General features: G+C 48.6%; 15 protein-coding genes and 1 tRNA gene. 1 reads left to right on the forward strand and 15 read right to left on the reverse strand.

Features of this window, described 5'->3' with window-relative positions; genetic code table 11:
• Nucleotides 1–41 precede the first annotated feature (41 nt).
• The 14 genes from J2X14_RS18675 to J2X14_RS18740 form a co-directional block, all read right to left on the reverse strand.
• Nucleotides 42–590 (reverse strand): fimbrial protein, encoded by a 549-nt coding sequence (locus tag J2X14_RS18675; RefSeq protein WP_502890033.1) that lies wholly within the window; start codon nt 588–590, stop codon nt 42–44.
• Between the two features lie 552 nt (nt 591–1142).
• Nucleotides 1143–1559, reverse strand: coding sequence for a type II secretion system pilot lipoprotein GspS (gspS, locus tag J2X14_RS18680; RefSeq protein WP_352412673.1), 417 nt, complete (start codon nt 1557–1559; stop codon nt 1143–1145).
• A 32-nt stretch (nt 1560–1591) separates the two neighbouring features.
• Nucleotides 1592–2410, reverse strand: a complete 819-nt coding sequence (locus J2X14_RS18685) for a prepilin peptidase (protein WP_352412689.1) — start codon at nt 2408–2410, stop codon at nt 1592–1594.
• Nucleotides 2411–2439: 29 nt separating this feature from the next.
• The gene (locus J2X14_RS18690) at nt 2440–2958 is read right to left on the reverse strand and encodes a type II secretion system protein M (protein WP_352412674.1); all 519 of its coding nucleotides are present in this window, start codon (nt 2956–2958) and stop codon (nt 2440–2442) included.
• Between the two features lie 3 nt (nt 2959–2961).
• The gene (gene gspL, locus J2X14_RS18695) at nt 2962–4113 is read right to left on the reverse strand and encodes a type II secretion system protein GspL (protein ID WP_352412675.1); all 1152 of its coding nucleotides are present in this window, start codon (nt 4111–4113) and stop codon (nt 2962–2964) included.
• Between the two features lie 25 nt (nt 4114–4138).
• Entirely contained in the window at nt 4139–5167 is a 1029-nt protein-coding gene (gspK, locus tag J2X14_RS18700; protein ID WP_352412676.1) for a type II secretion system minor pseudopilin GspK, read from the reverse strand.
• A 9-nt stretch (nt 5168–5176) separates the two neighbouring features.
• Nucleotides 5177–5758 (reverse strand): type II secretion system minor pseudopilin GspJ, encoded by a 582-nt coding sequence (gene gspJ, locus J2X14_RS18705; protein ID WP_352412677.1) that lies wholly within the window; start codon nt 5756–5758, stop codon nt 5177–5179.
• A complete protein-coding gene (gspI, locus tag J2X14_RS18710) occupies nt 5745–6119 on the reverse strand; it encodes a type II secretion system minor pseudopilin GspI (protein WP_352412678.1) in 375 nt (124 codons plus the stop codon). The genes gspJ and gspI overlap by 14 nt, the downstream gene beginning before the upstream one ends.
• Nucleotides 6120–6121: 2 nt before the next feature.
• On the reverse strand, nt 6122–6706 hold the full coding sequence (gene gspH / locus J2X14_RS18715; RefSeq protein ID WP_352412679.1) for a type II secretion system minor pseudopilin GspH: 585 nt from the start codon (nt 6704–6706) through the stop codon (nt 6122–6124).
• The gene (gene gspG, locus J2X14_RS18720) at nt 6690–7139 is read right to left on the reverse strand and encodes a type II secretion system major pseudopilin GspG (protein ID WP_352412680.1); all 450 of its coding nucleotides are present in this window, start codon (nt 7137–7139) and stop codon (nt 6690–6692) included. The genes gspH and gspG overlap by 17 nt, the downstream gene beginning before the upstream one ends.
• Nucleotides 7140–7149: 10 nt before the next feature.
• A complete protein-coding gene (gspF, locus tag J2X14_RS18725) occupies nt 7150–8346 on the reverse strand; it encodes a type II secretion system inner membrane protein GspF (protein WP_352412681.1) in 1197 nt (398 codons plus the stop codon).
• A gap of 1 nt (nt 8347) precedes the next feature.
• Nucleotides 8348–9817 (reverse strand): type II secretion system ATPase GspE, encoded by a 1470-nt coding sequence (gene gspE / locus J2X14_RS18730; RefSeq protein ID WP_352412682.1) that lies wholly within the window; start codon nt 9815–9817, stop codon nt 8348–8350.
• Nucleotides 9804–11687, reverse strand: a complete 1884-nt coding sequence (gspD, locus tag J2X14_RS18735; protein ID WP_352412683.1) for a type II secretion system secretin GspD — start codon at nt 11685–11687, stop codon at nt 9804–9806. The genes gspE and gspD overlap by 14 nt, the downstream gene beginning before the upstream one ends.
• 160 nt (nt 11688–11847) lie before the next feature.
• Nucleotides 11848–12399 (reverse strand): type II secretion system protein N, encoded by a 552-nt coding sequence (locus J2X14_RS18740; protein ID WP_352412684.1) that lies wholly within the window; start codon nt 12397–12399, stop codon nt 11848–11850.
• Nucleotides 12400–13478: 1079 nt separating this feature from the next.
• Here J2X14_RS18740 and J2X14_RS18745 point away from each other — a divergent pair.
• Nucleotides 13479–13916, forward strand: a complete 438-nt coding sequence (locus tag J2X14_RS18745; RefSeq protein WP_352412685.1) for a winged helix-turn-helix domain-containing protein — start codon at nt 13479–13481, stop codon at nt 13914–13916.
• A 251-nt stretch (nt 13917–14167) separates the two neighbouring features.
• Here J2X14_RS18745 and J2X14_RS18750 read toward each other — a convergent pair.
• Nucleotides 14168–14243 (reverse strand) — tRNA-Gly (locus J2X14_RS18750).
• Between the last annotated feature and the right edge of the window lie 226 nt (nt 14244–14469).

Here is a 14469-nt window from a genome sequence, read left to right on the forward strand (position 1 = left end):
AAATATGGGGACATGCGCCCCATATAATTAACGGGTTAGGGTTAACGATACGTGATTGAATAAATCACATCAGTTGATACCGTACCGGCTTTTGCAGCACCATTAACCGAAGCGTACTGGCCCCAATATTCAAACCTGGCGGTATTTTGATTAATGGTAACGGCCTGATGATCGGCGTTCAGCTCATTAAGTTTTAAAGGCTTTTTATCATTGTTCAAAATACGAACCTGCACATTTTCTGCCGCGCCGGATATCGTATGATTTTTCAGATAGCCCGTTGTATTATCGATATTCGTGCTTTGCGCCCTTTCAAATACAACGTTTGCGACTTTATTATTTGGGCAGTTCTGCCCGGAAAGATTGATAAAAAAACGCGTGTCGCCAGCATACTTTCCGGCACTGGAAAGTGCCGTCACGCTAACGGGTGGTAGGTTTACGGTGAAATCTGCCCCCTGATTAGGCTGGTTTTCATCACCGCCAGTAATATCACAGGTGGCGTCAGATATTGTACCGACAAAGCTAATTGTTCCGTCATTAGCTGTTACGCCCGTTGAAACCACAGACATTAAGCTTACTACTGTAGCAAACATCAGCGTCCAATTTTTATTACTTAACTTTCCCACATCGTATCCTTAATGCGTTAAAAACAAGAAATTCCCAACCGTTTGTTAAAGAATGTAGTGCTACTGCAAACTTAGCGCACGATGAAATAGCGTAAGTCCGGCCATTCTATTTACCCCTTATTTTTGCAGTATAAGTTTCGTCTCAATATTTCATTACATTAAAAAGAGAGAGTCGAAATAAAGACCTCTGCAACCTGGCAAATTAACGTTATGTTTTCTGGCTGTAAAGTTATAAAGGATGTAGTTATATCGCTTAATCCACGGCTTATATTAATTAATAAGTAAGACTTTTCGCTTAACCAACAAGCAACAGTCAAAAAAAGAAGACTTTAATAGGATAAGCAAAGGCATTGCGATGTTTATGTGGCAGGGTTCCCGGCGCATAGTTAAAGCACACCGTGAATTTACATGGAGGGAGACTTAGTTAAGAAGAGGGTTGGGTAATGCGATAGCCGGGCACTACTTTGCGGTAACCCCGTCCCGACGCCCCAACCTTAAATTATCAAGCAGATGCTTTTGTTAAGGCCTCTGCATTAGTGGCATCACATAGCTTTTGAAAAACGCACATTGTTCAGATAATGGCGTAGTATCATTGACCAGGGCCAGGTAGAGTTTTTCACTTTGATTTGCCAACGTTTGATAAGCGTTATGGCGCGTATCCCAGCCCCGCTGCTGCGCCAGCGAAGTAACCTGCGAAAAAAGCGCTGCGCGCTCTGGTATCTCAAGCGCCTGGCAGCGTTCCCTGAGATAAATGCCGCCTGCGACGATAGCCGCAAGCTGGCTCACTTGCGCCTCCGAGGATACTGGAACCACAATTGCCGACGGTTCTGCTTTTTCAGCTGCATGCTGACAGCCGGTAAGCAGCAGAATTAACGCTGCGGTGGCACAAAACTTTTTGATTAGCATAACTTCCCTTACTTTTTGATTTTTATCCACATCCGGCACCGAACGTTACCGGTGTTGCTTTGTCAGCCGAAAGGGCTACCCAGCTGATTCATAACCATCAATACCGCGGCGCTGAACGCTAATGCAGGCCCAAAAGGCAGCGCGCTACTCAGGCTTTTCTTGGCCAGTAAATTGAGCAGAATGATCATCAACACCCCTAACGAAGAGGCCAGGAAAAGTAACAAAGGTAACGCCTGCCATCCCAGCCATGCGCCCAACGCAGCGGTTAACTTTAAATCGCCATAGCCCATACACTGTTTTCCGGTGGCATGATTAACTACCATCACAATTAGCCACAGCGTTACGTAGCCCGCCGCCGCCCCTATTACCGCAGCCGATAAAGGCGCAAAGCGATCCTGCAGGTTAAAGAGCAGGCCGCACCAAAGCAGGCTATAAGTCAGCTCATCAGGTAACAGACCACAGTCAATATCGATCAGGGTTAACGCCAGTAACTGCCAGCTAAACAGCAATACGCCACACAGCGTCATGTCGGGTGGCAAACAATATCCTGCAGTCAGCGTCAGAACCAGCGATGCTGTTTCAACCGCCGGGTATCTTGCGCTTATTCCCTGGCGACAATGGCGGCATTTCGCGCCTAATAGCAGCCAGCTGATTAATGGAATATTATCGCGCCATGCCACCGTTTGCTGGCAGCATGGACAGTGGGATGCGGGTAACCATAAATTGAAGCAGCCGCTATCCCGTGAACAGCTTATATCTATCGGGGAGCGGCAGTCAGCCGCTGCCATCATCAAGGGTAAACGATAAATAATAACGTTGAGCAAGCTGCCGACACACAAACCAATAATGGCGAGGCTGCTCCACCATAACCACGGCGGCAGGCTCGCTGGTGAAATGTCAAAAAGGTCACTTACCACCCGCTATTTTTCCCCGCATGTAGAATATTTTCCCCATCACGACTTAGTATCAGCTTATTAATGTATACCAGGTCACTGTTATCTTTTATCGCTGTTAAATCTATCTTGCTGACAATAATGTTATGGCTGGCCTGTACATATATTAACAGGCGCATCAGCGGGAGAAACTCCACTGGCCCATTGGGAGTAATGAGTTCTAACTGCTGCTCATTAGCCACGCCGATAGTTAAACCTAATTTATATTCTTCTAATGCCTGGGTAACCTGTTGCGTTAAGCTGCCTGCGGTTTCAGACGCAGTGAAATCAAATTGCGCAACGTTATCCGCTATCCATACATAATCCGTCGCCGCCTTATTCATTTTTTCTTTCCCTTTTTGTTGATATTCCATTAATGGAGACAGTAATCCAAACCAGATGAGAATAAGAATGCCAGCAATAGCCAGCAGAACCAGCAGCGCTTTCTCCCGTGTCGAATATTCACCCCAGCGCTGATATAAACGTTGTTTCATCATTAGTTACTCATGCAATAAAGGAGAATGCTCAACGCTGACAACAGGTTGTCGGTTAAGGGGCTGGGCATTCAGAAAAGTCACAAACGCTTCCCATTCTTTGCCCTCAGCGGTTAATTGCAGCAGATTGTCAGCGGCGGAATAGCGCAGCTGGCTAATGGTGACCTGCGGATACTGTTTTTTAGCTTGCGCCATTTTCAATATCACCTGCCGAAAATTAGCCGGTGGGCTATGCTCCGCTTTGCTTTTCAGGCGTTGCATCAGGTGAAACCGCGGATTGCTTACCTTTTGCTGGCTATGCGTTAACGCCTGATATAGGGCGCTATTTTTCGCTTCCAGTTGTGCCGCCTGCTGCCAGTAATGGTGACCGCTTAACAACAATCCGGCGCAGAGAGTCACCAGCCCCGCGGCAGCAATAGCGGGAACGATGCGCCATCCCGGCCACTTTTTCTCCCCCCCGATACGCAACGGTTTTTCCAGCAAATTAATGGATGAGCAGGTTGAATAAGATGCCAAAATGGTCAGCGTCTCACCGCGTACTTTATGGCGCCAGTGCGCTGGCTGCGTAGCGGGCTCCCGATCGCCGTAAACTTCAACCGGCAGCGGTTCTTCATCCTCCAGCTGCGCCAGCCACTCTTTTTTTAACACCACGCCGCTGTATTCATGCTGGCGAATAATACAACGCTGATGATCGTATAACAGGCTCCAGCCTTTATCTGGCGCAACGGGCAGGCAAAAGCTATCAGGCACAATGCGATGTAAAGGCAACAAGGCTTCCATAAACGCTGTTTGCCATTGCTGCATCTGTTGTCGGCTGATACCTGCCAGATAATAAGGGGATTGAAACGAGATCGCCGTCCAGTGCAGATCCTCTACCGGTCCGATAATCTGCTCTTCAATCTGATAAGGTAGCGCTGCCAGCATCTTTTTATTCAGTTTGACCTTATCCATTACCGGCAGCGTAACAGGCAAGCAGATAACCATTTCGCCAGGCGCCAGCAGTATGACTTCAGCACCAGCGGCATAAGTTTGTAATGTATGCAGCTGTGACATATCTGTCAGCTCGCCGCTAACCGGCACCTTTTCCTCTGCCTGATACAGCCATTCAACCCGCTCATCAGCCGACAGCGAAGGCCGGATAAATAATCGACAAGGCATCCAAAATTCCCTTTTGCGGTTGCTTTTAATTTATTTCGCTTATGCCATATTTACGCTGTTTAATATGAATCGTTTTTTCGTCATACCTGATTAATGAATGCAACGCGTAATGTTGTTCATCGCGCGCTGCCCATTGGCTGAGTAAAAAATAGTTACCGCTTAATGTCAGCAGCGATTTAATATCCTGCGCTGATGGCTGCTGATTATCCGTCAGCCAGGCGATAATCGCGTCAGGATTATCCCATCCTTGCGGCGGACGACGTTGAATTAATGCTTTTGCTTCACTGACCGGTAACTCGCCTTTGGTTAGTGCCGAGAGCAGCGGAGCGCTGGCTTCATCCAAAGCATTAATATTAATTTTCAGCGTGGTTTCCGGCAGTACGCAGATCCAGGGTTTTAATTGTTGGTAATGCACCCGCTCTAACCCAGGAATAATGCGTAACTCGCTGCTATCCGTCATCAGGTTTAGTTTGTTTTTCGCGTCTGCCTTTCCGTCGCCGTCAGCGGTTGAAGGAACAGGATTAATCCACTCAACGACCTTGCGCGTTATCCGTTCTGCCGCGTTATTATCCAGCCCGGTGGCATGCTTCACCAGGTGGGTAAAGATGGCAGCGGAGCGAGGCGCTTTCGCCTGTTGCACGTTAGCTGACTTAGTTTTATTTTTCGCTTCCGGCGGCAACGCAACTTTTTGCTTTACGGTGGCCTCGCCATCAACACCGGCGTCATCCGGCGGTGAATCCTGCTGTTTTGCGCCGTAATGCAGCGAATTGAGATTAAAACAGCTGTTTAAATCGCGCAGGCGATATTCAATGGTCATATCGTTAATCTTACCCGGCCGATAGACTGCATAACTCAATGGCATTTGTCCGTTCATCTTGCTCATAATAATGGCTTCATTGCCTAACAGCGCCCACTTCGCTTCGGTTTGCCATGCCAGCGTTTGATTCCTTAGTAATGAACGCTGTAAGTAGTCACCGCTCACCACTACGATGCTGGTGATCAACGCCATAATTAATAATGCCAGCAGTAAAGCGCTTCCCTTTTGGCGCGACATATTCATCCCTTATTCATGGGTGACAATAATACGACGATGAATTTCGCCAATGCCGGTTAACCGCAGCGTAATGTTTACGCTATCCGGCAAGGCATTAAACATATTCCAGCGTTCTGTTACTTTCCCCTCGTGGTAATAAGAAACGTGAAAGGATTCGACGTCGGTTAATAAAGTGGTCATCGTCGGCGATCGGCTTTTCTCCTGCGGCGGATAGGGGAAACTTAACCTTTCCAGTCGGCCGTCATTGAGTTGATATGCCACTTCTTCAAGCTCGGTACGTGGCAACAGCGCGCCAGGATTCAGCCAGTTATGACGCAGAAAATGCGCCTGCGTTTTGTTGGTCGTGTCGGGCGTGCTTTGTTGGCTTCCTGATGTTGCAGGCTGCAACGCGTGACTGAAATCCCTTTCTATCAGCGTGACGGCGAACTGTAGCTGCGTAAAACGCGTCGACTGCTGCTTGATTGCCGCGCCGTTTAACAATACGCCATGCAACACCTGCCAACACATCAGGCTCAGACCGGCAGTAAGCGCCAGAGCGATCAATATTTCTAACAACGTAAAACCGCACTGCTTGTGCTTAGCGTTTTCCATGATCGCTGCTCACATAGGTTTGTAGCGTCACCAGCGGTTTACTGCGCTTTTTATCGCTACGCACTTCCACAACCAGCGCATTTATCAGCGGATCGGTAGTAGAAATGCTGCGCCAGCGAACAAACCAGCGGCGGTCGGCCATGAAAGGCTCTTCATGTCGCCAGTTAGCGCTGATGTCGGCACGGCTATCTTTTAACGCCGCCAGCTGATTATCCGCCAGCCAAAGCCCCAACTGCTTCTGCTGTAAATAGTCCAGCGAGGTTGTCTGCTGGCTGGCGACGTTTACCACTGCGCTGGCGGAAATGGCAATAATGAAAATCGCGACCAGCACCTCTAATAGTGTCATTCCCTTTTCTTTCATATTTATCCCGCTGTATCAGCAGCCTGGCTTTCCGGCTCAGCCATTACGCCCCGATCGTTAATATGAATAACCCGCGGCGTTTGAATGCTATCGTTCTTCCGTAGATAAAAACGAAATGGCGTGACCTCTCCTCCCGGCAAAAATAATACCTGCGGCGCCGCGTCAGGATCTGCCGAGGCAGCGGAGTCGGAACGCTGCGTCTCCGTCAGCAGCGTAAGCTGGAAACCTGTGGGTAGCTGATAGCGGATGACATGTCTGCCACGGTTGGCGGGTTGCCAGTGATAGCCGTCAACCGGTTTTTTAGCCGCGGATTGAGAGAGTATTTTCGGCGGGTTGCGCCGCAGCACGACGATTTCCCAGCCCGCGGGCAGCAGACGAAAACCGTAAACGTCGCCCGTAAGCTGTGCCTGTTGTGCTGTCTGCGTCACCACGGTTTGAATTTTTTGGTATTCGTCCTGCAACCGATACGCGTTACGCGGAATAGCAAGCATCACCATCATGCTTGCCATCCCCACCAGCGCGATGACGCACAATATTTCCAGCAGCGTAAAGCCGCTGGCACGCGACCAATCAGTCCTGTTTCTCATCAGGCCAGTTACCGATGAACTGTTCCGGCTCCATTTCGCCGCCGGGACCGAATGAGAAAAGATCAATCACGCCGTGCTCACCTGGATTCAGCAACTGATAATCGTTTCCCCAGGGATCCTGCGGCAGGCGACGGATATAGCCTTCGGCACGATAATTTTTAGGCAACGGCTCGATGGTCGGCTCTTTTACCAGTGCCTTAAGCCCTTGCTCCGTTGAGGGATAGCGATGATTGTCCAGCTTGTACATATCCAGGGCGTTTTCCAGCGTGGCGATATCGCTTCTGGCTTTTTGTATATCCGCCTTCTGTTTACTTCCCATCAGGCGTGGAACAGTCAGGCTGGCCAGCAAGCCCAAAATCACAATCACCACCATGATTTCCAGCAACGTAAAGCCGCGCTGCGCGTTGCGGTTTTGCTCCCTACGGCATTTCATGATTATTTCCTTATCCAATCATTTCATTCATTTGTAAGATCGGCTGTAAAATCGCCAGAATAATAAACAGTACGACGCTGGCCATGGTCACCACCAGTGCTGGCTCAAACAGGCCAAGCGCCAGCGCAATTTGTTGTGATAGCTGCTCTTCCTGCAAATCCGCCGAACGCTCGAGCATTTCGTCAAGCCTGCCGCTTTGCTCCCCTGCGGCAATCATTTGCAGCATCATGGGCGAGAAAAAATGGGTTTTTTGCAATGCCAGATAAAAGCTTTCTCCTTCTCTGACTTTCTCTTCAGCCTGGCTTAGCAGCTGACGCGCATATTCATTGCCGACCACCGAAGCGCTTATGCGCATTGCATCCAACAGCGGAACGGCGCTGCTGTTTAAAATGCTTAACGTACGCGCATAGCGCGCCGTATTAACCACACGGATTAACCGTCCTGCCAACGGCCAGCGCAGGTGCTGCTGGTGCCGTTTCAGCAAGCGCTCCGGCGCCTTTAACCAGTAGCGATTTGCCAGCGCCAGCAAGCCGAGAGTTAACGCTATCCATGTACCCCAGGCGCGGAGAAAATCGCTAATCAGCAGCAGGATCTGCGTGGTCATGGGCAGCGCCTGCTGCATGGTAATAAACTGTTCAACGACCTTCGGCACCACGGCGACCAGCAGAATAGTGACCACGCTACAGGCAACCAGCGTTAGCACCAGCGGATAGATTGTCGCCTGCATCAGCTGTCCTTTTAGCTTTTGCCGCTGCTCTTCGTAAACCGCCAGCCGTTGTAATACCAGCGGTAAATGGCCAGATAGCTCGCCTGCGGCGATCATCGCGCAATACATGCGATTAAATACCGTCGGAAAGGCGCCAAAAGCGCTCGCCAAAGAATGACCTTCGGTAATACTGTTTTTGAGTTGCTGAAAAAGGTGCCTGACCTCTTCTTTTTCACTTTGCTGCGCCACAGCCTGTAGCGCCTGATCAAGCGGCAAGCTTGCCGCTACCAGTGTCGCCAGCTGCCGTGTCGCAAGGGCAATATCGCGACTTGAAAGCCGTTTGCTGCGCTGAAAACGTTCCGCGTCACGCTCTTTCAGCATTAGCACCACCAGACCTTTTTCACGCAGCTGCTGACGTGCATCGCGGATATTATCTGCGGCAAGGCTGCCCTGCTGCTGTTTACCTGTCGCCGTTAGCGCCTGATACTGGTACGTTGCCACGCTAATTCTCCCTGGTTACGCGGGAAATTTCTTCCAGCGTGGTAATACCGGACAAGACCTTAGCAAAGCCATCCTGACGCAGGCTGCTACCGTTATGACGCAGGTAGGTTTCCATCTCCTGTTCGCTTTTTCCCTGAATCACCAGATCACGTAGGGTGCCGTCAATGATAATCAGCTCATGAATGCCGGTACGTCCCCGATAGCCGGTGTTTTTACAGTGCCCGCACCCCACGGCGCGATAGAGCATCAGTTGAGCGTCCGGCTGCGCCAGAAGCGCGCGTTCCTGTTGTGTTGCGGGCGTTTGCTGGCGGCATTCCGGGCACAGCGTGCGCACCAGACGCTGCGCTAAAACGCCCAGCAGCGAACTGGCTAATAAAAAAGGCTCGATGCCCATATCCTGCAGACGCGTTAGTGCGCCGACGGCGGTATTGGTATGTAGCGTGGAGAGCACAAGGTGCCCGGTCATTGAGGCCTGAATGGCCACCTGCGCCGTTTCGCTATCACGAATTTCGCCGACCAGCACCACATCGGGATCCTGACGTAACAGCGCACGCAGGCCACGTGCAAAGGACATATCCACTTTGCTGTTTACCTGGGTTTGCGCGATGCCATCCAGTTCATATTCCACCGGGTCTTCAACCGTCATGATATTGCGATCGGTACGATCAATAGCGTTCAACGCAGCATAAAGCGTGGTGCTTTTACCGGATCCGGTGGGCCCGGTTACCAGCACCAAACCATGCGGCTGGGTAACCAGATGATGAACGCCTGCCAGGCAAGCGGGTAGCATCCCGCAATAGCGCAAATCAAGTTTCACGCTCTGCTTATCCAGCAGGCGCATCACCACCCGCTCGCCGTATTGCGTGGGCAAAGTGGAGATACGCACATCTATCGCGCGTCCGCCGATACGCAGCGGGATACGACCATCCTGAGGAATACGCTTCTCGGCAATATCCAGCTTCGCCATCACTTTGATACGCGATACCAACAACGCCGCAAGCTGACGCTGAGGCTCCAGCACATTGTGCAGGATGCCATCAATGCGGAACCGAATAAGCAGGCGCTTCTCAAACGGCTCGATATGCACGTCCGATGCGCCCTCTTTAACCGCCTCGCTTAACATCGCATTGATCAAACGAATAATCGGCGCGTCGTCTTCGCTTTCCAGCAGGTCGCCATTAACCGGCAGCTCTTCGGCCAGCGTATAAAAGTCGAGTTCGCTGCCCATACTGGCCATCACCTGGCTCGTCTGACCGGTTTGTTGATAGCATTCGGCCAGGCGGGTTTCAAACGTCTCGGCGGATACCGGCAGCAGGCGCTGCACCGTGGGAAAATGACGTTGCACTTCGATGAGCGTGCTCATAGCGCTATCTTCACGACAAATAATCACCGCTTCGCTATCTTGCCAGCTCACCAGCACGCCGTGTTGCCTGGCCCAGCCAAAGGGCACCAGAGGTTCATTGCTGTTCATCAGTATGCTTTCCATACTGGTTAAACTGTGTAATGTGCTCCGCTACCAGCCTGAAGCCAGAAGAGGTATCACGTACCTGCGTTAAATCGGTCAAATTTTCTGGCAAGGCGAGCGGCTTTTTGCGCTCAGGCTGGAGCGCTTCGAACTGGGTAAACTTATACGAGGTTTGCTCACCGTAATTTTCACCGCTGCGAATAATCGTCGGGCGAATAAACAGCAGCAGATTGCGCTTCATTTGTTTGGTGGTCGTACTGCGGAAAAGCCCGCCAATAAGAGGAATATCACCAAGCAACGGTACTTTCGACTGCACATCGGATTGGGTGGTATCCAACAGCCCTCCAACCACCACGGTTTCACCGCTGCCAACCAATACCGTATTGTTGACGGTGCGCGTATTAAACGTGGCGCCCAGGCTTTCCGTCGCACTGTTGGAGGAATCTGCCACGCTGGAAACTTCCTGTTCTATTTTCAGCACCACCGTATCGCCCTGATTGATTTGCGGCTTAACTTTAAGTTTGATGCCGACGTTTTTTCGCTCAACCGTGTTGAAAATATTATCGCTGTTGGTGGTTTGCGATCCGGTTAATACCGGCACTTCCTGACCGACGCTGAATTCAGCTTCCATATTATCCAGCGTCACAATGCTGGGCGTAGCTAGTATATCGTTGTTGCTATTGGTCTTAAGAGCATTCAATAATCCTGCCCAGTTATTGTCATGAAAACCCAGCACCAGCCCGGTCATGCCTTTCACCACCTCTGCCAGCGCATCATTTTTAGTCATATTGACCGCAGAGTTATTGTTATCAGGAAAATTCGTGCCGCCCGCCTGTTTATTAAACCACTGCACGCCCAGGTTCAGGCCTTCCGCATCCTGTAACTCAACGATGATCGCTTCAACTAACACCTGCGCTCGCCGGATATCTAGCTGCTCAATAACCTTTTTAAGCTCCGCCATCAGCGTGGGCGTGGTGGTGATAATCAAGGCATTGTTTTGTTCATCCGCTTTTATCACCGTTTCTTTCATCAACGCCGGTTCGGCGGACCTTCCGGCATGTTTTCCACTATCCTCAAGGCTGGCGCTGACGCCGGAAAGGATCTCGGCTAACAATTTAGCCTGCGCATATTTAAGGTAAATAACCTGTGTGTTGCCCTGCTGATCCTGATATTTATCGAGCTGGCGAATAATATTCGCCATAAAATTGCGCGAGGTTTTATTGCCCGCGATCAACAGACTATTAGTACGTTCATCAATGATAATCCGGGGCTTATTCGCTGACGATGATTCACCACCGGGCCCTTCGCTAATTAACTTTTGCGCCATCTGGCCGACAGCGGTAGCAGAGGCATTGCTCAGCGGAAACAGGGAGACATCGTTATCTTCTTTGATATCGATTTGGGTAACAATTTCGATCAATCGATGGGTTACTGTCATTTTACCGGTAAATAACAGCGTGTTGGATTTCTCAAAGCTGCTGATTAAAACCTCATTATTGAGGTTAAGCTTGTTTAATGTTGGCACTAAATCGCGCACTGCCAGATGCTTTACCTGCAGCACGCGCGTGACCAAAGCATCACCCATGCTGCTGTTTTCAGGCGTGAAAAAGGCCGTGCTTTTTGCCAGCTGTGCAGGTACAACCTTGATAATATCGTTACCTGCATCAATAACGCTGTAACCATGCACATCCAGTACATTAAGGAAAAATTGATAATACTGCTCAGGGTCAAGCGATTCGTAACTACGTACTGTTACGGTGCCTGTTACATTAGGCTGAATAATAATCGTTTTATTCAGAACTTTGCTGACAGTATTAATAAACTCTTTTATTTCAACGCTTTGAAAATTAACGTTATAGGCTTCTGCATAGGCCATCCGGCATCCCGCCATTGATAACCATAAATAAGCGATAACTTTCAGACATCTGTAAATTTTCAATTGCAATCCCTGCATTTTGATTTATTTTCCCGATGCGATATCTGATGGAATTCAGTCTTTTACATTGACACGTTACATGGCCGTTATGCAAGGCTGACTAATTCATCAATAAAGCAGCACAATAACCGTGCTCATCAACTATAACCCGATCCCGGAAAATTCTTACAATGTTAACCTCTTTATCTAAAGCGTCAGATACGCTGTAGCTCGCTTCCTTCCCCCCATAGGTGATAACGGCGATATCCTTACTATTATTATTACCGCTTACCAGACCAACTACGCTCGCGCTAACCTTTGCTACTGGGCAAGAAAGATAGAAGTCATCGGTTAGCTTATTATTTTTCATTACATAAGGGTCACTGCTGGCTGGTTTTGCCGTGATTGCTGGTTGCTGAGGTTTAAACATACCAGAAACGCTTTTTTCTAAGTAAAGCAGATCATTATCCACTCGTGTCAGCACAGCTAATTTTTTTTCGCCCAATGTTGCATTATTGTCCGCATTATTAAGCTGATAACGATAATCGTTATAGCCATCCCACATCATTAACAGTATTAAAGTAGCTAATAGTGCGCTGATAAAAGAGGGAAGTAACTCAGCACCAGCTGGGCGGCTTAAAAGATAGCGTTTTTGCATTAATTGTTTACGCACGCATCGAACCTCCTGTTTCTTTACTTCTCCAAAGGAAAGCCCCGTCAGCAGGCACTGACAGGGGCACGATTATAAATCAAATTAATTAATTACGGAACAACAGTCATATTAATCACGCTGAATGCGTACTCTTCTTTCAGTAATTAAGCCACTTCGCCATGGTGCGATAAGCGGCCTGGCTCAATACAGGAACACGGCGCCATTACTGATGGATTTGCGCAGTTTGCTGAATCGGCACCGACCATCGTTACTCCTCCTGAGTTTTATTAGTTCCTGTAATGATTAACGCAACATGTCGATATCATATAAGAGTAAAAAATGATAAGAGTATTCAATTGCGGTTCGCATTCTGAAAACGGAAAGCGGGCGTTGTATGCTCCGGCTTTGTCATGCCCGTTCAGAAACGCCTGTAGCGCAGCATGTTGCCCGTAAAATAACGCATACGCCCTATCTGCTCCACTCAAAAAAACTTAAACTACAATCAATTAAGACGTCCCAGATCTTTACTTATCCCTCATATGCACCTTAACCCTTCTGCAGAGCCGAAATATGACATTCAGGTAATTTACTTTCTGGGCATAATATTCGCTTTCATTAATCCTACAGCAAAACCTTAATTAAGATGGATAAGCGAATTTACTCCCTCTACTCTTACTAATATGAGCGGATTCTTCTGCTGTCAGTGCTTTATTGATGTTTATCTAACACTAAGCAGAAAGCCTGACGGCACAATGCAGTTAATGACATCGTCCTTCCGCAAAAAATTTTGCAAACATAATGGCGTGCTCAGAACTTACTTTATCGTCGAAAATTAAAACCTAAGATCAACACATAGTATGTGATAGCGATTAAAAAAAGACAAATCCCTATAGTTACTTTTAAAAAAGCTGCCAATATAAATAGCGTATGCTGATCTGGATTAGCAGGGCCCGGACATAATTACAGGGTGCTGATAAAATCCTGCCGATAACCTTAAGCATGATTTTATGATCTCTCTCAGAAGGTCTGTTGGTCGGCCTATTATAAACAGAGAATGCTCAAGCAAATTATTGAAATTATTTGGAAGGAATACTTAAATCATGGGAATTGATGCAGATAAAACGTTTATTATAGAGGAAGCAGCGATCTTTCTGCCTGAACAAAGGATGATTACCACACTTAATAAAGAAAAAAAGCTTATCCTTTATAATACCGCATCACGCTGTTTATTAACGCTTATTGAAAATTCGGGTCAGCTGGTTACTCATCAACAGCTTTATCATGCCGGATGGGAATACCATGGTAGAAACGCTTCTCCGAATACGCTTTACCAGACAATCTCAGAAATACGTAAAAGCCTTCAGCAGGTCGGGCTGGAAAACATTATTACCACTCAGCCCCGTAGCGGCTGGATAATAAATAAAAACATCACAATCGTGGAAACGAATGAAAAGGATGCGGCTGCGTTATTCACGTCCGCAAAAAAGCCGACGCAGCCGTTTTGGAAAGGAATCACGCGTAAAATATTTTCCCGCTAGTGTCACGCTATTTTTCTCAGGATTTAACAACAGCAGTACCGTTTGCCAACCGCATCATTGCGCAAACGGTACTTTTCGCGTGAACAGCAGGGTAAGGTCATCAAGGCGCGAAGGTCGACAGGGAAAATGCATATCGGATAAGCCAACGCAAGCAGGTATTGCTCAGGAAGATTCAGGAAAGAAACGTAACGATAAGAGATAAGGATATTTAACAACAGAGGGAAGAATGGAGGTGAAACCTTTAACGAAACTGGAGCGGGAAACGAGACTCGAACTCGCGACCCCGACCTTGGCAAGGTCGTGCTCTACCAACTGAGCTATTCCCGCATAATCTGCGTCTTTCAAGCTGCCACTGCGTTGCCTGTCCTCACTCGCCTAAGTCACTTACTTCAGTAAGCTCCTCAGGATTCGCTCGGTTGCCGCCTTGTTGCAACTCGAAATCCTTGATTAGGATACTTTGTGTTTGTTCAACACCTGTCAAATTTTGGAGCGGGAAACGAGACTCGAACTCGCGACCCCGACCTTGGCAAGGTCGTGCTCTACCAACTGAGCT

It is taken from the genome of Mixta sp. BE291 (genome assembly GCF_031457955.1).
GTDB lineage: Bacteria > Pseudomonadota > Gammaproteobacteria > Enterobacterales > Enterobacteriaceae > Mixta.